Here is a 16,115-nt window from a genome sequence, read left to right on the forward strand (position 1 = left end):
GGCCGTGCCGCCGCGCCACGCCCGGTCACGTCAGGAGGCCGCCTGACGGCTCCTGCACACATGACGCCGCGCCAGCTCGGCCCAGACCGCGGCGGCACGGGCGTACGGGCCCCTGGCGGTCTCCTCGTGGTCCCCTCGCTCGGTGACCCGCCGTACGAAGAACTGCGCCGCCTCGAAACACAGGACGTACTCCTCGCAACAGGACGCTTCGACCACGCGTACGAGCCCGTGCGACACGTGGGGCTCCCACGTCGGCACGTCAGACCGTCCCGCCCGGAACGGGGGCTTCCCTGGCGGACGGAAGGGGGCAGGAGCGCTCAGCTCTGGCAGAGGTGCTCACATCCCCGAAAGCATAGGCACCTCGCCCCAGAACGGCCCACACATTTCGGTGTCCGGCATCAGTGACATGGCTTCCCCACCAACGGCCCCCGCCCATGGCGGACGTCCAGCCAGGTGACGTCAGACATGGCAGCGCCGATCCGTCCTCAAGAAGGGCGGCATCGGCCGCTGCACAGCTGCATCTCGACGCAGCGTCGAGACGGGCACCGAACCGTCTTCGTGGGTCAGGCCCCTTCGACGGGATAGCGCAATCTGGCTCGCCGCAGTCCCTCGTGACCGACCGCGAAAACAAACGGCTCGATCACCCGCCTCACGACATGGACGATCTGAGCCTCGTTGCCGAGGAAGGCCGCCGCCATCTCCTTCCCGACCATCCTGGCGTTCGCCAGCGCGAATATGCGCGCACCGCTCGTGTAGATGACACGCGCTTCCACCAGGTTCCGGGTGATGGCAAGGTCCTTGCACAACAGGATGTCGCCGCGAATCGTGGTTTCTTCGATCCACTGAACGTCAGCGATGCGCTGGGAGGCGTCCGGCCCGTAGCGTTCATCCATCGTTTCCAGGACCCAGCCGGCCTCGCGCAGGGCTTGGGGGACGATACGGGAGCCAAATCCGCGGTCCAGGAAGAAGGTGAACCCGGATGCGCGCGCATCGTCCGTCATGCCGTCCTCTCACGCCGCCTGCGGCAGGAGTCCTTCGACCTCATCCACTTGGAGGTCGTAGTCCTCGGCCACCTCTCGGCTGTCCTCACCGGCCCGTAGGCGGTTGAGCACGTCGGCGACACGGACGCCTCGTCGGGCGACGGTCGGCTGACCGCCGTTGATCCATGAGTCGACCGTGACCGCCACGCGTTCGTACCCCGGAAGCTGGATCACCTTCATCCAACCGTCCACGTAGGTGACGCGTCGCAGGTAGTCCCGAACGATCGGCCGGAACACCTGCTGACCACTGCGTACCACGACCAGCCCGTCGACTGCCTCGCGCTCCACGGGATCGTCGGTGTGCTCCCTGAAGTCCCACAGCACCTCAGCGCCGTCGGTCATCAGCCGCTCGCTGGCCAAGGCCTGCTCAAGACCGATGTTCTCCTCAAGCCAGCGAATGGCGGGCCTGATGCGCCGCATCGGAACGTCGGCTCTGCGGAAGGCGGCCAGCATGTACGCCTCGGCCAAGCCGACGAACGGCACGGTCGGCCCCTGTGCGCCGGCGGTCGTCACCAAGGGCTCGACCGCCACCGTGACGCCGTCCATCCGCTTGTACGCGTAGCCGACGGACCAGTTGCGGAAGGACTCACGCGGAACGCCGATCAGGTCTGCCGCCTGGCTCTTGCTGTACAAGGGGGTGACGTAGCGGAAGTCGCTGATCAACCCACCATGTGGACCGTGGTCGCGCGGTTCCATCAGAGTCCTCTCCCTTCAGGCTCAGCCTAGGGAAATCCGTGACCGGATGCTCGTGATCTCCCGTCTTTCAGGTTGATCATCCATGCCCCGGCGCAGGAACCGTCATCCCGACACGTCACAAGAACCCACGCAGGTCGAGGCCCTGGGGAGCGCGAGGGGACGGCAGTCCCCTCGCACACCCGGCGCCGCGCGGAATGCGCCCGAGGGCCTGTGGGGGTCAGCGGCCCTGGTTGGCCACTGCTTCGATGGCGGCCTTGGCGGCCTCCGGGTCGAGGTAGCGCCCGCCCCGCACCTGCGGCCTGAAGTCGGCGTCCAGCTCGTACGCCAGCGGGATCCCCGTAGGGATGTTGAGCCCGGCGATGGCGTCGTCGCTGATGCCGTCGAGGTGCTTGACCAGGGCCCTCAGCGAGTTTCCGTGCGCGGTCACCAGGACCGTGCGCCCCGCGGCCAGGTCGGGGACGATCTCGTCGTACCAGTACGGGAGCATGCGGTCGACGACGTCCTTCAGGCACTCCGTGCGCGGCATGAGCTCCGGCGGCAGGAGGGCGTAACGGGGGTCGCCGGCCTGGGAGTATTCGTCGTCGTCGGCGATGGGCGGCGGCGGCACGTCGTACGAGCGGCGCCAGAGCATGAACTGCTCGTCGCCGAACTCCTCACGCGTCTGGGCCTTGTTCTTGCCCTGCAGGGCCCCGTAGTGGCGTTCGTTCAGCCGCCAGCTGCGCTTGACCGGGAGCCAGAGCAGGTCGGCCTCGCCCAGGGCGAGCTGGGCCGTCTGGATGGCCCGGGTCAGCAGGCTGGTGTGCAGGACGTCGGGCCGCAGACCGGCCTCCTGCAGGAGCCGGCCGCCGCGCCGGGCCTCGTCCTCGCCCTTGGCCGACAGGCTGACGTCCACCCAACCGGTGAACAGGCCCTTCGCGTTCCAGTCGCTCTCACCGTGCCGTAGCAGCACCAAAGTCGCCATGCGGCCAATCCTATGGCCGCCGCCCGGAGCGCCGGCAGGTCACTGCCCCGGGTCGGCGAAGCGGGCGAAGGCCTGCAGGTTGGCCAGGGATTCGCCGCGCTTGGCACGCCACTCCCACTCCCGCCTGATGGAGGAGGCGAAGCCCAGCTCCAGCGCCCGGTCGAACCAGTCGTCGGCGTACGTGAGCACGCAACCGAGCAGCCGGTCGACCTCCTCCTCGCTGACGGCGGCCAGCGGCACCCGGCCGACGAGGTAGACGTCGCCGACGGGGTCGAGGGAGAAGTGCACGCCGTACATGGCGCCGTTCTTGCCGAGGAGCCAGCGGTAGAACTCCTCGTGGTTCTCGTCCGGCTGGCGGCAGAAGAACGCCTCGACGTGCAGCACCCGCTCGCCGACGATCAGCCAGGTCATGGTGGCGAGCTTGTGCTGTCCGGGCAGCTTGACCAGGAACGCCCCGGGCCGCGGCTCGTCGTAGGAGACGTCCGCGGCCTTGAGCGCGGCTTCGACGACATCGCGCATGGGATACAGCTTAGGAGTGCGCGACGTAGGGCTCTGAAGCCGCTAGAAGTTGAGCGCCACGGGCACCTTGTGCAGATTCGCGACGGCGCCCGCGTACACCTCCATGAGCCGGCCCGCCGTCGCCTGCCAGCCGAAGGCGGCCGCGTGTGTACGCGCCCCCCGCGACAACTGCTCACGCCACTCCGGCAGGGTGACCAGGCGATGCAGGACGCGGGCCCATTCGTCGGGGTCGTGCCCGTCCACCAGCACGCCGGAGACCCCGTCGGCGACGGCGGTGCGCAAGCCGCCCACGGCGGCCGCGGCGACCGGCGTCCCGCAGGCCTGCGACTCCAGGGCCACGAGCCCGAACGACTCGCTGTACGACGGCACGACGGTCACGTCCGCAGCCCGGTACCAGTCGGCCAGCTCCTCCTGCGGAGCCGGCGGCACGAGCCGGACGACGTCGGAGATGCCCAGCTCACCGGCCAGTTCGGTGAGGATGGACGGCCGGGCGAGCCCGTTGCCCGACGGCCCGCCGACGCAGGCGACGACCAGCCGGCCGCGCAGCGAGGGGTCGTCGATGAGCATGCGCGAGGCCGCGCGCAGCAGCACGTCCGGGGCCTTGAGCGGCTGGATGCGGCCCACGAACAGCAGCACGCGGGCGTCCTGCGGCAGGCCGAGCCGCTGCCGGGCGGCGCCCTGCGAGGCGGGCTGGAAGACGGTGAGGTTGACGCCGGGGTTCACGACGGCCACCCGCTGCCGGGCGGCGCCGTACAGGTCGATGAGCTCGCGGGCCTCGTCGGCGGTGTTGGCCACGAGGCGGTCGGCGATCTCCACGACCTGTTCCTCGCCCACCACGCGGGCCTGCGGCTCCGGCTTGTCGTCCTGGGCGAGCAGCAGGTTCTTGACCTTGGCCATGGTGTGCATGGTGTGCACGAGCGGCACGCCCCAGCGCTCCTTGGCCAGCCAGCCGACCTGCCCGGACAGCCAGTAGTGGGAGTGGATGACGTCGTAGCGGCCGGGGTCGTACATGGCCTCGGTGCGCAGCACCTCCGACAGGAAGGCGCAGAGCTGCCCGGGCAGGTCCGCGCGGTCCATCTCCTCGTACGGCCCTGCCGTCAGGTGACGTACCAGGACGCCTGGGGCGAGTTCGGCCACGGGCGGCTGGTCGCGGGCGGTGGCCCTGGTGAAGATCTCCACCTCCACGCCGAGTTGTGCCAGTCTCCTGGCCGACTCGACGATGTACACGTTCATCCCACCGGCGTCGCCCGTGCCGGGCTGGTCCAATGGCGATGTGTGCATGCTGATGGTCGCGACCCGGCTGACCCGTCGTCGCCTCACTCGACATCACCTCCAAGCGGAATACAACTATCCAGATTTTTTCGACATTCCCTGCCGCGGTTCGCACCGCGTCCGCCCTGGCAGGATGAGGGGCATGCAGAGAACGGCAGTGGTGACCGGTGCGAGCGGCGGGATCGGCGAGGCGACCGCGCGGCGGCTCGCCGCTGAAGGTTACGCGGTGGTGGCGGGCGCACGGCGCCGCGACCGGCTGGACAAGCTGGCCGCGGAGGTGCCCTCGATCAGGCCGGTGACGCTCGACGTGACCTCTCAGGAGTCGGTCGACGCGCTGGTGGGCTCGCTCGACCGCTGCGACGTGCTGGTCAACAACGCCGGTGGCGCGCTCGGCGTGGAATCGGTCACGGACGGCCTTCTGGACGACTGGCAGCAGATGTACGACACGAACGTACTCGGCTCCCTACGCATGACCCAGGCGCTGATCCCCAAACTCGTGGCGTCGGGCGACGGCGTCCTGGTGATGCTGACCTCGACCGCCGCCCTGGTCTCCTACGAGGGCGGCGGCGGCTACTGCGCGGCCAAGCACGCCCAGTCCTCGATGGCCGAGACCCTCCGCCTTGAGCTGGTCGGGCAGCCGGTCCGAGTGGTCGAGATCGCGCCGGGCATGGTCAGGAGCGAGGGCTTCGCGGTCACCCGCTTCCGCGGCGACGAGACGGCCGCCGCCCGCGTGTACGAGGGCGTCCCCGACCCGCTGTCCTCCGACGACGTGGCCGACGCCATCGCCTGGTGCGTGACGCGCCCGTCCCACGTGAACATCGACCGCCTGGTGATCAGGCCGCGCGCCCAGGCCGCCCAGCACAAGGTGCACCGCGTCAGCGGTGGCTGAGCCGGATGGCCAGACCGGTCGGCGCGATCACGCGCGGCACGACGTGGCACAACCGGCTGCGCCGGGTCGACCGCTGGACGGCCGCCGTGCACGGCCCGGCCCTGCGCGCCGCCGTCCGCCCGCTCGTCGTCGACCTCGGCTACGGCGCCTCGCACACCACCACGCTCGAGCTGTTCACCCGGCTGCGCGCGGTCGCGCCCGACGTCGAGGTGGTCGGCATCGAGATCGACCCGGCCAGGGTGGCCCTGGCCAAGCCGTACGAGCGGGAGGGGCTGAGCTTCGCGCTCGGCGGCTTCGAGCTGCCCGTCCCGCGCCCGCCGGCGCTGGTCCGCGCCTTCAACGTGCTGCGCCAGTACGGCGAGGCGGAGGCGTGGCACTACTGGGACGTGCTGTGCGGCAAGCTGGCCCCCGGCGGCGTGCTGGTCGAGGGCACCTGCTCCGAGACCGGACGGCGGGCGGTCTGGGTGGGCCTGTCCCCCGACGGCCCGCGCACGCTGACGTTCTCCGCCCGTTTCGACGCCTTCGAGCGGCCTTCCGACCTGGCCGACCGGCTGCCGAAGACCCTCATCCACCGGAACGTGCCGGGTGAGCGCATCCATGCGTTCCTGCGCGACTTCGACCACGCGTGGGCGGTCAGCGCCCCTTACGGGGTGCACGGGCTGCGGCAGCGCTGGCTGGCGTCCGTGCGGCTGCTGGCCGGGCAGTGGCCGGTGGCGGCGCGCCCGCCGCTCGGCGGCCCGGCCAGATGGCGGCTCGGCGAGCTGACCCTGCCCTGGTCGGCGGTGGACCCGCGCTGACAGGCGTCCTAACGGGAGATCTGCGCGAGGAACACCTCGTAGGCGGCGGTGTCGAACAGCACGAACCTGACCTCGTCCACCGATGTCCGGGCCGCGCGCACGGCGGCGACGGCGATGCGGGCGGCGTCGTCGAGCGGCCAGCCGTAGACGCCCGTGGAGATCGCGGGGAAGGCCACCGTCCGCGCGCCCAGCTCGTCGGCCACCCGCAGCGACTCCTGGTGGCAGGCGGCCAGCAGCTCGGAGCGGTCCTGCGACCTGGAGTAGACCGGACCGACCGTGTGGATCACCCAGCGGGCCGGCAGCAGCCCGGCGGTGGTGGCGACGGCCCGGCCGGCCGGCAGGCCCTTGCCGTAATGCCCGGCGCGCAGCCGCCTGCACTCCTCCAGGATCTCCGGCCCGCCGCGGCGGTGGATGGCGCCGTCGACGCCCCCGCCGCCGAGCAGCGAGGAGTTGGCCGCGTTCACGATCGCGTCGGCCCGCTGCTCGGTGATGTCGCCCTGCACCAACGTGACATTCATCTCACCGAGCCTGCCAGGCGGGCTTCCGCGCCGCCACTTGCCGCTCCCGGATGCCAGCTCGACGCATTGTAGAGCTACCCTGAAGGGCGTGAAGGGTCTTGGCGAGCTTGAGCGCAGCATCATGGACATCCTCTGGGCGGAGCACAACCCGCTGACCGCCCGCGAGGTCGGCAGGCTCATTGCCGATCGCGACCTCGCCCCCACGACGGTGATGACCGTACTCGACCGCCTCACGCGCAAGGGTTTCCTGGAGCGCACCAGGGACGGCCGCGCGTGGCGTTACGAACCGGCCGCGAGCCGTGACGCCTACATCGCCGAGCTTATGCTTGAGGCGTTGGACCTGACGGGCGACCGATCGGCCGCCCTGACCCGCTTCGCCCAGGCCGTGTCGGGCCCGGAGGCGGAGATCCTGCGGAGAGCCCTCACGGAGCTGGAGGAAGAGTGATCACGGCAGCGGTGCTAGCGGCGCTCGCCACGGCGTGCGCGCTCGGCTCCTGGCGTTTCACGACGGCCCGGTGGACCTCCCGTGCCCCGAGGCTCGCCATCATCGTCTGGCAGTCCCTGGGCGTGGCCTGGGGTCTGGCCACCACCGGCGCCATGCTCGCCTACGCGGTCATGCCCTACGACGTGGGCGTGCTGCCGGGGCTGATCGCCTTCGCGCGCGGGGAGACGCCGGTCGAGGCGTGGGACCCGCTGCACGTCCTGGCCATGATCGCCGGTCTCACGTCGCTGGCGGTGCTGGTCGTGGTGCTGCTGACGGCCGGCGTGCAGGCGTTGCGCGCGCGGCGGCGGCATCGCGTGCTGCTCGCGCTGATCTCCCGCGACGATCCCGGCGTGCCGGGGGTTCGGGTGCTCGACCATCCCAGCGCGGCGGCGTACTGCGTGCCGGGGTTGCGTTCGCAGGTCGTGGTCAGCGCGGGCGCGCTCGAGCTGCTGTCGCACGACGAGATGGCGGCCGTGCTGGCGCACGAGGCCGCCCATGTGCGCGAGCGGCACGATCTGGTGCTGCTGCCGTTCGCCGCGCTGCGCCGGGCGCTGCCCTGGTCGAAGGTGGTGGCCGACGCGCAGGCGCAGGTGGAGCTGCTGATCGAGATGGCCGCCGACGACCGCGCCCGCCGCTACTGCTCACCGCGCAGGCTGGCGACGGCGCTGCTCAGGTTCGGTACGGCCGGCGCCATGCCGACCCCGCACGGCATGCTCGGCGTGCACGCGCACAACGTCATGGCCAGGGTGGACCGCCTGATCAAACCAGGGCCGGAATTGTCAGCATTTGTCCGGTACGGCTACCTCGCCCTCTCTGTGAGCTTGCTCACCACCACTCCCTTCCTGTGGGTCTACCAGCTCTGACTGCTTGCAGGTGTTAGCCGTTCCGTTTGCAATTGCAAGCACGGGACGGCAGACTATGGGTATGGCACTACCCAAGGTCGGCTCGATCGGCGAATACATCCGCGAGCAACGGCAACAGGCGAAGATCTCGCTGCGCCAGCTCGCGCAGGCGGCAGGGGTCTCCAACCCCTACCTGAGCCAGATCGAGCGCGGGCTGCGCAAGCCGAGCGCGGAGATCCTGAACCAGATCGCCAAGGGTCTGCGCATCTCCTCGCAGGCGCTCTACGTGCAGGCCGGCCTCATCGAGGACCGGGAGCCGCCGAGCGACGTGATCACCGCGGTCAACGCCGACACGCTGCTCACCGAGCGGCAGCGCCAGGTGCTGATCGACATCTACGAATCGTTCCGCAAGGAGAACCGCACCGAGGGCGAGCAGACCTCCCAGAACGCCCGCCCTCAGCACGACTCCACCGCGGACGACGAGCCGCCGCTGCCCGAGGAGTATCTCGCCGCGCTTGAGCCCTACGCGGCCTCCCCCGGCAACGGGACCGTCACCCAGGAAACCAAGGAAGGTTAACCCATGACGCTTGCCACCGAGGTCAAGAAGCTCACCGACTCCAAGCCCTTCTACGCCTTCGCCGGCGCCGGCGACTTCGCCGTCGAGAAGCTGCGCGAGCTGCCCGAGCAGCTGCGTCAGCTCCAGTCCCGCCGCTCGGAGCTGGCCAGGGACCTGCCGGAGAAGACCCGCGCGTACGCCGACAAGGCCGAGGGCTTCGTCCGCGAGTTCCCGGACAAGGCCCGCGAGTACGCCGACCAGCTGAGCAACAAGGCCACCGAGGTCTACGAGGACTTCGCCACCCGCGGCCGCAAGGTCGTCAGCAAGACGACCGGCGAGGCCGCCCTTGAGCTGGAGGAGGTGTCGGAGGCCGCCGAGCCGCCCGTCGCCGAGCCCGTCAAGAAGACCACGCGTACCCCTCGGGCCAAGGCCTGAGTGAGCGAACGGGCCCGCCTCTCCGGAGGCGGGCCCGTTTCTCTTCCGGTGCCCGCTTGTCGGGGACGCCTATTAGGCTGGGGCCGATTTCATCGCGGCGTTGGGTGGAGCCAGCAACATGAATATGATCAACGGCGTTTTCAACTTCCTTTTCCTGGTGCTCGCCGCCGTCATCTTCGGCATGTCGATCTACGCGCTGGTGCACGCGGCGCGCGTGCCGACCAACGCGTTCGTCTCGGCGGGCAAGCTGCAGAAGAAGATCTGGGTGCTCATCCTCGCGCTGGCCACCCTGCTCTCCGGCGGCGGCGCGCTGGGCTACTTCAACGACTTCATGCTGATCGGCGGCTTCCGCTTCATCGGCCTCAACGGGCTCGGCCTGTTCTCCATCCTGGCCGTCATCGCCGCCACGATCTACATCGTCGACGTCAAGCCCGCCGTCAAGGGCATGGGCCGCGGCAACAGCGGCCCCTACGGCCCCTGGTAGGCCAGCTCAGGCCGGCTCAGGCCAGCTGCGCCGCCAGCCACGCGGCGATGCGCTCGTGCCCGGCGAACGTGGGATGCACGCCGTCGGGCAGCACCGTCTCCGACGGCCTGCCGGTCACCCATTTCCGGCGCATCGGGTCGAGGAACGGCACGCCCGCGGCGTCCGCCACCTCCGCCAGGGCGTCGCGCACCCGATAGGCCTTGGCCGGGGTGTCCTCCAGCCAGATCGGGCCGACCATCACGACCTTGGTGACCGGCCAGCGGCGGCGCACCTCGGCGAGCAGGGCGGCGGCGGCCTCGCGCACCTGCCCGGTGCTCCAGCGCTGGTCGTTGTGGCCGCCGGAGATGACCAGCACGTCGGGGGCCGGCCGCCAGGCCAGCTCCTCCTCGAACGACCGCCGGAACGTGCGGCCCACCTTGCCCTCGTTGAGATAGCCGGTGCCACCGGCGCCGGCGATCACCGGCTGCCAGCCGAGCAGCCGAGCCGACTCCGAGGCGTAGGTCCGCCAGGGCGGCACCGGGCCGGATCCGACCGTGAAGCTGTCGCCCACGAACATCATCACGGGAACCACCGGACGGGCCGGCGGGACGGCCTGAGGCGCCCGCTGCGGCGGCGTCCGGGCCACCGCACTAGTACATGCTGAAATCCCAGCAAAAATCCCCATTATTGCGACGACCGGGGCGATTCTTCCTCGAAGCATCAGGCCACGCATAATCACCCCGGGGCACTAGGCTGCCGATATGACCGCCGACCTCCACGGACGCACGCAGCGGCTCGAACTGTCCGACCAGAGCCTGCGCGACTTCGAAGCCGTCGTGCTGGACGCGGCGCCTGAGGGGATCGTGCTGAGCAGGTCGGCATTCTATCCAGGCGGGGGCGGCCAGCCTGCCGATCACGGAGTTCTGATCTGGCAGGGCGTGGAGACGCGCATCGTCGGGGTGCGCAAAGGCGACGATCTCTACCTGATCCCCGCCGAGGGCGACCCGATCCCGCCCGTCGGCACAGTGGTGGAGGCGGCCGTGGCCGACGCCCGGCGTTCGGCGCTCATGCGTACGCACTCGGGGCTCCACGTGTTGTGCGGCGTGGTGTTCAGGGACTACGGCTGCCTGGTCACCGGCGGCAACATGGACGAGCTGAGCGCCCGCATGGACTTCGACCTGCCCGAGGTGCCGCCCGGCTTCAAGGAGGCCGTCGAGGACGCGTGCAACGCCGAGATCGCCGCCGACCGCCGCATCGACGTGCGCGTGTTGCCGCGGCGGGAGGCGTTCGAGATCCCCGACATCATCCGCACGGCCGGCAACCTGGTGCCCGAGGCCGTCCAGGACGTGCGCATCGTCGACATCGTGGGCCTCGACACGCAGGCCGACGGCGGCACCCACGTGGCCTCGACCAAGCAGATCGGCCGCATCAAGGTGGCCAAGATCGAGAGCAAGGGCCGCGGCTTCCGCCGGCTGCGCATCGCGATCTCCGACTAGCGCCCCTCCACCAGCCCGGCGAGCCCGTCGAGCAGCGCGTCGAGGCCGAAGGCGAAGAGCCGGTCGAGGTCGAGGTCGAACTCGCCGCCCAGTTCCTCGATGACGCCGGTGAAGGCGGTCAGCCGCCCCGACTCCGCCAGCGCCTGGAGCTCCCCCTCCCGGCTGGTCATCCACTCGTCGGCGGTCAGCCCGGTCGCGGCCTGGGCCTGCTGCTCCATCTCGATGTTGGCGGCCAGGCCCTGGACGAAGCTGAACAGCAGGGTGTGCACGTGCATCTTGCTGACCGGATCGAGAGGCGAGCCCTCCAGCGTGCGCATGACCCACTCGGTGTGGGCGATCAGGCTGGCCGAGGGCAACGGCCTGGTCAGTGACGTGACCCTGGCCATCCACGGGTGGGTGCGGTAGCCCGCCCACTGCACCCGCGCGGCGGTCTCCAGCCTGGCCCGCCATCCGTCGGGCGGCGGGTCGGGCAGCGGGAACTCCCTGATCACGTGGTCGATCATGAGCATGACCAGGTCGTCCTTGCCGCCGACGTGCCGGTAGAGGGACATGGTGGCCACGCCGAGCCGGCCCGCGACGCCGCGCATGGTCAGCTCGGCGAGCCCGTCGGCGTCGGCGATCTCGACGGCCGCGGCCACGATGCGGTCGCGGGTCAGGTCGTCGCCGGACGGGACGGGGGCCCGCCGCGCCCTGCCGCCGCGGGTCTCGGCCACGATCGTGCCGACGCGCGGCTCGGCGACCACCGCCCCCTCCTGGGCCAGCACCATGAGCGCCTTGGCGGCCGTGGCGAGCGCGACCTCCCAGTCGCGGGCGAGCTGCCTGGTGGAGGGCACTCGGTCGCCGGGACGGAGCCGGCCGTCGGCGATGCGCCGCCTGATGTCCTCGACGATGCGCGCGTAGGGCGGAGCGGTCATCACAACCCTTTCTCTGTACTAGTACAGATCGTACCAGTGAACCCTTGTGAGCTGCTGTATGTACGTCGTACATTCAGTTCCGCGTACAACGTCAACAGCAGGGAGCGCATCATGAAGGTTCTGGTCTCGGGAGCGAGCGTCGGCGGTCCCGTCCTGGCTCACTGGCTGCGGCGGCGCGGCTTCGAGGTGACGCTCGTCGAGCGCGCGCCGCGCCCGCGCAAGGGCGGCCAGGCCGTCGACCTCCGCGGCGCCGCGCTGGTCGTGGCCGATCGTATGGGCATCCTGGAGCAGGTCAGGGCCGCACGGACGACCATGCGCGGCATGTCCATGGTCGACGGCGACGGCAACGAGATCATGCGCAGCACCGAGGAGACGATCAGCGGCGGCCGGCTCGACAGCCCGGACGTCGAGATCGCCCGCGACGACCTCACCGCGATCGTCGGCGCCGTCACCGACGCCCCCTGCCGCTACGGAGACTCCATCGCCACCCTCACCCAGGACGGCGACGGCGTCGACGTGACCTTCGACAGCGGCGTGCGCGAACGCTACGACTACGTGATCGGCGCCGACGGCCTGCACTCCAACGTCAGGAGGCTGGCGTTCGGCCCGGAGGAGCGCTTCCTGCGGCACCTCGGCATGTACGTCTCCATCTACACCGCCGACAACTTCCTCGGCCTGGACCACTGGCAGCTCTGGCACCGCGAGGGAGAGGCCGGGTTCGGCCTTTTCAGCGACCGCGAGCCGGCGGTGATGAAGGTGAACATGGGCTTCGCCGCGGGCCCGATCGACTACGACCACCGCGACGTCGAGCAGCAGAAGCGCCTGGTCCAGGAGCACTGCTCGGGGTTGCGCTGGGAGGCGCCCAAGCTGCTGGAGGCCATGTGGCGGGCCGGCGACTTCTACTTCGACGCCATGGCCCAGGTCGAGATGGACCGCTGGTCGCAGGGCCGGGTCGCGCTGATCGGCGACGCCGCCCACTGCCCCTCGCCGCTGTCGGGGCAGGGCACCAGCCTGGCCCTGGTGGGGGCGTACGTGCTGGCCGAGGAGCTGGGCCGGCTCCCGGAGGGGGCGTTCGACCGGTACGAGCGGCGCATGCGGCCCTACGTCGCCCTGAACCAGGCTCTGGCCCTGGAGAATCCGGGCATGGCCGCCTCGCCCGAGAGCGTACGCCGGGCGGCCGACGGCATCACCCTGGATTGACACCCGCAACCGCTACGATGTCCCGCCATGACGGGTTTCAGACTCACATTGGCCGCCCTGGGAGCCACCGCTCTGACGTTGCCGGCCACCCCCGCCCTGGCGGAGGCCGGGATCACGGACCAGGTGACGATGACGCTCGCCAAGGACGGCACACTCCACGTGGTCGAGAAGATCACCGGGGCGTCCGGCGGCCTCAAGCGCACCCTGCTCACCAAGACCCGCTACGACGACGACAACGACCGCCTCTACCGGGTCACCAACGTCAAGGGCGGCAAGCTCGACGGCGACGTCCTGACCGTGACCGGCCAGACCGTCGAGTACGACGTCAAGGGCGCGGTGACCACTTCCGGCGGGGTCGAGGAGCTGCGCTGGTTCGCCGTCAGCGGCTGGAACGTCCCCGTGACCAAGGCGACCGTCCAGGTCAGCGGGCCGGGCCAGGTGCAGAACCTGTCGTGCTTCGCCGGCGACCTGACCTCGGCGATCGGCTGCACCTCGGCCTCGATGGACCACACCGGCACCCGGGCCGACTTCGAGCAGGACAACCTCGCGGCGGGCCAGGCCCTGACGGTGGTCGTCGGCTACCCCAAGGGTTCCAGCTCCGGGGCGCCCATCCTGGAGCGGCGCTTCTCGCTGGCCTCGGCGTTCACCCTCGACCTGGTCACCGGCGGCGCGCTGGCCGGCCTGCTCGTGCTGCTGCTCGGCGGCGTCGGCCTGCTCTACTGGACGCGCGGCCGGGACGCCCGGATCGCGGGCCACGAGAAGGGCGGGGTCGATCCCATCCAGAACGGGCACTTCACCCCGCCGGACGGCGTGCGCCCCGGCCAGATCGGCACGCTGGTGGACGAGCAGGCCGACGTGATCGACGTGACCGCCACCATCGTCGACCTGGCCGTCCGCGGCTACCTGCGGATCGACGAGCAGCCCCGCCAGACCTACGACGCCCCCGACTGGCTGCTGGTCAGGCTGCAGAACGCGCCGGTCAACTCGCTGCTGCCGTACGAGCGCGCCCTCTACGACGCGGTCTTCGACGGCCGCGACGCGGTGCTGCTGTCACAACTGTCGGGCTCGTTCGCCAGCCATCTGGGCAAGGTGCGCGACGCGCTCTACACCGACGTGGTCGCGCAGGGCTGGTTCGCCCGCCGACCCGACACCGAGCGCACCCGGTGGACGACGATCGGCGTCGTGCTGATCGGCCTCGGCCTGCTGGCCACGGTCGGGCTGGCCTGGTTCACCACGTACGGCCTGCTGGGGCTGGCCCTGGTCATCGCGGGCGGCGCGCTGGCCGTCGGGGGCCAGTACATGCCGGCCAAGACCGCCAAGGGCTCGGCCGCGCTCGCGCACACCATGGGCTTCCGCGAGTACCTGTTCTCCGGCGACCTCGGCGAGGTGCCCGAGCAGCACCGGGTGGAGCTGTTCTCGCGCTACCTGCCGTACGCGGTGATCTTCGACGGGGTCGAGCACTGGTCGCGGGTGGTGGCCTCGGTGACCGGCAACGGCCACCAGGCCGACAACCTCTACTGGTACCACGGGCCGGCGGAGTGGGACCTGTCCAAGTTCGCCGGGTCGATGCGCACGTTCACCACGACGACCTCGGGGGCCATCTCCGCCAGCCGCCAGTTCCGCACCCTCTAGCGGATCCGCAGCTCGCCGACCGGCCGGCCGCCGCCCAGCAGCGCCGGCCTGGCCAGCTCGGCCAGCTCGGGCGCGTCCAGGCCGAGCGAGCGCAGGGCCGCCACGGTGACGGGCACGCGGGCCCGCGAGGAGCCGTCCTCGATCTTGATCGTGCCGGCTCGGCCGTCCTCGAACGCGAACGCGTCGAACGCCTCCGCGCCCGCCTTCAGCATCAGCCCGGGGATCGCCCGCATGAGCTTGGCCTCGGGCCGGTCGGTGCCGGAGGTCCACTCGGGGTGAGTGCGCATGGCGTCGAAGATGCGCCGCTCGAACGAGCCCTCCGCGGCCAGCGGGAACGCCCTGAACGCCTTGGTCACCCCGAGCATCGAGACGAAGAACAGCGGCGCGCCGCAGCCGTCCACTCCGGAGGCGGCCACCCGCTCGCCGGTCAGGTCCTCGACCGTCGCGCGGATCGCGCGCTGGAGCGGGTGCGCGGGCTCCAGGTACGTCGTGAGCGGCCAGTCGTTGAGCACGCAGGTGGCCAGCATGGCGGCGTGCTTGCCGGAGCAGTTCATGTAGACCCGGCCGAACTCGGTCGAGGTGCGCTCGAACGGGTGGTCCTCCGGACACAGCAGGGCGGACTCGTCCAGGCCCGCTCCGGCCAGGATCTTCCGTACGCCGTCCACGTGGAACGCCTCACCGGAGTGCGAGGCGCAGGCCAGGGCCAGCAGCTCACCCTCCAGCTGGAGGCCGTTGCGCATCATGCCGAGCGCCTGCAGCGGCTTCATCGACGATCGCGGCGAGGCCGGCACGTGCACCGCTCCCCGCGTCTCCACCGGGACGCCCTGCGCGTCCACGGTCAGCATGCGGGCCTGATGGGTGGACTCCACGAACCCCGACCGGACAACCTCGACAACAAGCGACATTACGCGCCCCCTTTCGGCACGAGTCTACGAACAGTTCTTTCTGCGCCAGAATGGGATGCCATGCGAGCAGTCGTACAACGAGTGAGCTCGGCCTCCGTCGAGGTCGAGGGGCAGACGGTCGGCGCGGTCGACGAGCCGGGGCTGCTCGTCCTGGTCGGCGTGACGCACACCGACACCCGCGCCGAGGCCGCCAAGCTCGCCGCCAAGCTGTGGGGCCTGCGCGTGCTGCATGGCGAGAAGTCCTGCTCCGACGTCTCGGCCCCGCTCCTGGTGATCAGCCAGTTCACCCTCTACGGCGACGCGCGCAAGGGCCGGCGCCCCACCTGGCAGGCCGCGGCCCCTGGGCCGGTCGCCGAGCCGCTGGTGGAGGCCGTGGTCGAGGAGCTGAGGGCGCTCGGCGCCCACGTGGAGACCGGCCGCTTCGGCGCCGACATGAAGGTCTCGCTGGTCAACGACGGGCCGATCACGCTCGTCCTCGACATCGACGCCTAGCGGG

At 70.7% G+C, this 16,115-nt stretch carries 21 protein-coding genes; 11 read left to right on the top strand and 10 right to left on the bottom strand.

All coding sequences use genetic code 11. From position 1 onward, the window contains the following. Positions 1–30 precede the first annotated feature (30 nt). The 6 genes from ACNF49_RS00505 to mshA form a co-directional block, all read right to left on the bottom strand. Positions 31–237: a hypothetical protein gene (locus ACNF49_RS00505; RefSeq protein ID WP_357967210.1), complete on the bottom strand. Its 207-nt coding sequence runs from the start codon at positions 235–237 to the stop codon at positions 31–33. A gap of 326 nt (positions 238–563) precedes the next feature. Beyond that, positions 564–1,001 carry a PIN-like domain-containing protein gene (locus tag ACNF49_RS00510; protein ID WP_482942464.1) on the bottom strand — a complete coding sequence of 146 codons (438 nt, stop codon included), beginning with the start codon at positions 999–1,001 and terminating at the stop codon, positions 564–566. 9 nt (positions 1,002–1,010) lie between these two features. Beyond that, positions 1,011–1,736 (bottom strand): DUF433 domain-containing protein, encoded by a 726-nt coding sequence (locus tag ACNF49_RS00515; RefSeq protein ID WP_482942465.1) that lies wholly within the window; start codon positions 1,734–1,736, stop codon positions 1,011–1,013. Between the two features lie 217 nt (positions 1,737–1,953). Beyond that, positions 1,954–2,697, bottom strand: coding sequence for a phosphoglyceromutase (locus ACNF49_RS00520; protein WP_357967207.1), 744 nt, complete (start codon positions 2,695–2,697; stop codon positions 1,954–1,956). A 39-nt stretch (positions 2,698–2,736) separates the two neighbouring features. Further along, entirely contained in the window at positions 2,737–3,216 is a 480-nt protein-coding gene (locus ACNF49_RS00525; RefSeq protein WP_357967206.1) for a type III secretion system chaperone family protein, read from the bottom strand. A 42-nt stretch (positions 3,217–3,258) separates the two neighbouring features. Continuing rightward, the gene (mshA, locus tag ACNF49_RS00530; RefSeq protein WP_498701728.1) at positions 3,259–4,536 is read right to left on the bottom strand and encodes a D-inositol-3-phosphate glycosyltransferase; all 1,278 of its coding nucleotides are present in this window, start codon (positions 4,534–4,536) and stop codon (positions 3,259–3,261) included. Between the two features lie 94 nt (positions 4,537–4,630). Between mshA and ACNF49_RS00535 the strand changes: the two genes are divergently transcribed. Next, positions 4,631–5,377 carry an SDR family NAD(P)-dependent oxidoreductase gene (locus ACNF49_RS00535; protein WP_357967201.1) on the top strand — a complete coding sequence of 249 codons (747 nt, stop codon included), beginning with the start codon at positions 4,631–4,633 and terminating at the stop codon, positions 5,375–5,377. Positions 5,378–5,382: 5 nt separating this feature from the next. Continuing rightward, positions 5,383–6,174 (top strand): class I SAM-dependent methyltransferase, encoded by a 792-nt coding sequence (locus tag ACNF49_RS00540; RefSeq protein ID WP_482942466.1) that lies wholly within the window; start codon positions 5,383–5,385, stop codon positions 6,172–6,174. Positions 6,175–6,182: 8 nt separating this feature from the next. Here the strand turns inward: ACNF49_RS00540 and ACNF49_RS00545 are convergent, their stop codons facing one another. Further along, positions 6,183–6,692 carry an O-acetyl-ADP-ribose deacetylase gene (locus ACNF49_RS00545; protein WP_482942467.1) on the bottom strand — a complete coding sequence of 170 codons (510 nt, stop codon included), beginning with the start codon at positions 6,690–6,692 and terminating at the stop codon, positions 6,183–6,185. Between the two features lie 88 nt (positions 6,693–6,780). Here ACNF49_RS00545 and ACNF49_RS00550 point away from each other — a divergent pair, with 88 nt between their 5' ends. From ACNF49_RS00550 to ACNF49_RS00570, 5 genes are all read left to right on the top strand, one after another. Beyond that, the gene (locus tag ACNF49_RS00550) at positions 6,781–7,137 is read left to right on the top strand and encodes a BlaI/MecI/CopY family transcriptional regulator (protein ID WP_352319711.1); all 357 of its coding nucleotides are present in this window, start codon (positions 6,781–6,783) and stop codon (positions 7,135–7,137) included. Further along, positions 7,134–8,039, top strand: coding sequence for a M56 family metallopeptidase (locus tag ACNF49_RS00555; protein ID WP_357967193.1), 906 nt, complete (start codon positions 7,134–7,136; stop codon positions 8,037–8,039). Before ACNF49_RS00550 ends, ACNF49_RS00555 begins: the two co-directional genes overlap by 4 nt. A 61-nt stretch (positions 8,040–8,100) precedes the next feature. Continuing rightward, positions 8,101–8,595, top strand: a complete 495-nt coding sequence (locus ACNF49_RS00560) for a helix-turn-helix domain-containing protein (protein ID WP_352355473.1) — start codon at positions 8,101–8,103, stop codon at positions 8,593–8,595. 3 nt (positions 8,596–8,598) lie between these two features. Further along, a complete protein-coding gene (locus ACNF49_RS00565; RefSeq protein ID WP_357967190.1) occupies positions 8,599–9,009 on the top strand; it encodes a hypothetical protein in 411 nt (136 codons plus the stop codon). Between the two features lie 124 nt (positions 9,010–9,133). Continuing rightward, on the top strand, positions 9,134–9,493 hold the full coding sequence (locus ACNF49_RS00570) for a DUF2516 family protein (protein WP_482942468.1): 360 nt from the start codon (positions 9,134–9,136) through the stop codon (positions 9,491–9,493). Positions 9,494–9,509: 16 nt separating this feature from the next. Here the strand turns inward: ACNF49_RS00570 and ACNF49_RS00575 are convergent, their stop codons facing one another. Next, positions 9,510–10,052, bottom strand: a complete 543-nt coding sequence (locus ACNF49_RS00575; RefSeq protein WP_482945707.1) for an SGNH/GDSL hydrolase family protein — start codon at positions 10,050–10,052, stop codon at positions 9,510–9,512. Positions 10,053–10,233: 181 nt separating this feature from the next. Here ACNF49_RS00575 and ACNF49_RS00580 point away from each other — a divergent pair, with 181 nt between their 5' ends. Further along, positions 10,234–10,968 (top strand): alanyl-tRNA editing protein, encoded by a 735-nt coding sequence (locus ACNF49_RS00580; protein ID WP_482942469.1) that lies wholly within the window; start codon positions 10,234–10,236, stop codon positions 10,966–10,968. Here ACNF49_RS00580 and ACNF49_RS00585 read toward each other — a convergent pair. Beyond that, positions 10,965–11,882, bottom strand: coding sequence for a TetR/AcrR family transcriptional regulator C-terminal domain-containing protein (locus ACNF49_RS00585; protein WP_357967181.1), 918 nt, complete (start codon positions 11,880–11,882; stop codon positions 10,965–10,967). The two genes, ACNF49_RS00580 and ACNF49_RS00585, sit on opposite strands and share 4 nt — an antisense overlap. A gap of 111 nt (positions 11,883–11,993) precedes the next feature. On the opposite strand from ACNF49_RS00585, the gene ACNF49_RS00590 reads away from it, so the two are divergent. Both ACNF49_RS00590 and ACNF49_RS00595 read left to right on the top strand, forming a co-directional pair. Next, the gene (locus ACNF49_RS00590; protein WP_482942471.1) at positions 11,994–13,082 is read left to right on the top strand and encodes an FAD-dependent monooxygenase; all 1,089 of its coding nucleotides are present in this window, start codon (positions 11,994–11,996) and stop codon (positions 13,080–13,082) included. Between the two features lie 27 nt (positions 13,083–13,109). Next, positions 13,110–14,714, top strand: a complete 1,605-nt coding sequence (locus ACNF49_RS00595) for a DUF2207 domain-containing protein (protein ID WP_482942472.1) — start codon at positions 13,110–13,112, stop codon at positions 14,712–14,714. On the opposite strand, the gene ACNF49_RS00600 is transcribed toward ACNF49_RS00595, so the two are convergent. Beyond that, entirely contained in the window at positions 14,711–15,619 is a 909-nt protein-coding gene (locus ACNF49_RS00600; protein WP_357967174.1) for an asparaginase, read from the bottom strand. The genes ACNF49_RS00595 and ACNF49_RS00600 overlap by 4 nt on opposite strands. Before the next feature lie 60 nt (positions 15,620–15,679). Here ACNF49_RS00600 and dtd point away from each other — a divergent pair, with 60 nt between their 5' ends. After that, positions 15,680–16,111 carry a D-aminoacyl-tRNA deacylase gene (gene dtd / locus ACNF49_RS00605; protein WP_357967172.1) on the top strand — a complete coding sequence of 144 codons (432 nt, stop codon included), beginning with the start codon at positions 15,680–15,682 and terminating at the stop codon, positions 16,109–16,111. Positions 16,112–16,115: the final 4 nt, after the last annotated feature.

The organism is Actinomadura sp. ATCC 39365, assembly GCF_054392275.1.

Bases quoted from the DNA above. Each gene is read 5' to 3' on its own strand.
- ACNF49_RS00510 (WP_482942464.1), bottom strand. From the start codon at position 1,001: ATGACGGACGATGCGCGCGCATCCGGGTTCACCTTCTTCCTGGACCGC.
- ACNF49_RS00515 (WP_482942465.1), bottom strand. From the start codon at position 1,736: ATGGAACCGCGCGACCACGGTCCACATGGTGGGTTGATCAGCGACTTC.
- ACNF49_RS00520 (WP_357967207.1), bottom strand. From the start codon at position 2,697: ATGGCGACTTTGGTGCTGCTACGGCACGGTGAGAGCGACTGGAACGCG.
- ACNF49_RS00525 (WP_357967206.1), bottom strand. From the start codon at position 3,216: ATGCGCGATGTCGTCGAAGCCGCGCTCAAGGCCGCGGACGTCTCCTAC.
- ACNF49_RS00535 (WP_357967201.1), top strand. From the start codon at position 4,631: ATGCAGAGAACGGCAGTGGTGACCGGTGCGAGCGGCGGGATCGGCGAG.
- ACNF49_RS00540 (WP_482942466.1), top strand. From the start codon at position 5,383: ATGGCCAGACCGGTCGGCGCGATCACGCGCGGCACGACGTGGCACAAC.
- ACNF49_RS00545 (WP_482942467.1), bottom strand. From the start codon at position 6,692: ATGAATGTCACGTTGGTGCAGGGCGACATCACCGAGCAGCGGGCCGAC.
- ACNF49_RS00560 (WP_352355473.1), top strand. From the start codon at position 8,101: ATGGCACTACCCAAGGTCGGCTCGATCGGCGAATACATCCGCGAGCAA.
- ACNF49_RS00565 (WP_357967190.1), top strand. From the start codon at position 8,599: ATGACGCTTGCCACCGAGGTCAAGAAGCTCACCGACTCCAAGCCCTTC.
- ACNF49_RS00570 (WP_482942468.1), top strand. From the start codon at position 9,134: ATGATCAACGGCGTTTTCAACTTCCTTTTCCTGGTGCTCGCCGCCGTC.
- ACNF49_RS00575 (WP_482945707.1), bottom strand. From the start codon at position 10,052: ATGATGTTCGTGGGCGACAGCTTCACGGTCGGATCCGGCCCGGTGCCG.
- ACNF49_RS00580 (WP_482942469.1), top strand. From the start codon at position 10,234: ATGACCGCCGACCTCCACGGACGCACGCAGCGGCTCGAACTGTCCGAC.
- ACNF49_RS00585 (WP_357967181.1), bottom strand. From the start codon at position 11,882: ATGACCGCTCCGCCCTACGCGCGCATCGTCGAGGACATCAGGCGGCGC.
- ACNF49_RS00590 (WP_482942471.1), top strand. From the start codon at position 11,994: ATGAAGGTTCTGGTCTCGGGAGCGAGCGTCGGCGGTCCCGTCCTGGCT.
- ACNF49_RS00595 (WP_482942472.1), top strand. From the start codon at position 13,110: ATGACGGGTTTCAGACTCACATTGGCCGCCCTGGGAGCCACCGCTCTG.
- ACNF49_RS00600 (WP_357967174.1), bottom strand. From the start codon at position 15,619: ATGTCGCTTGTTGTCGAGGTTGTCCGGTCGGGGTTCGTGGAGTCCACC.
- dtd (WP_357967172.1), top strand. From the start codon at position 15,680: ATGCGAGCAGTCGTACAACGAGTGAGCTCGGCCTCCGTCGAGGTCGAG.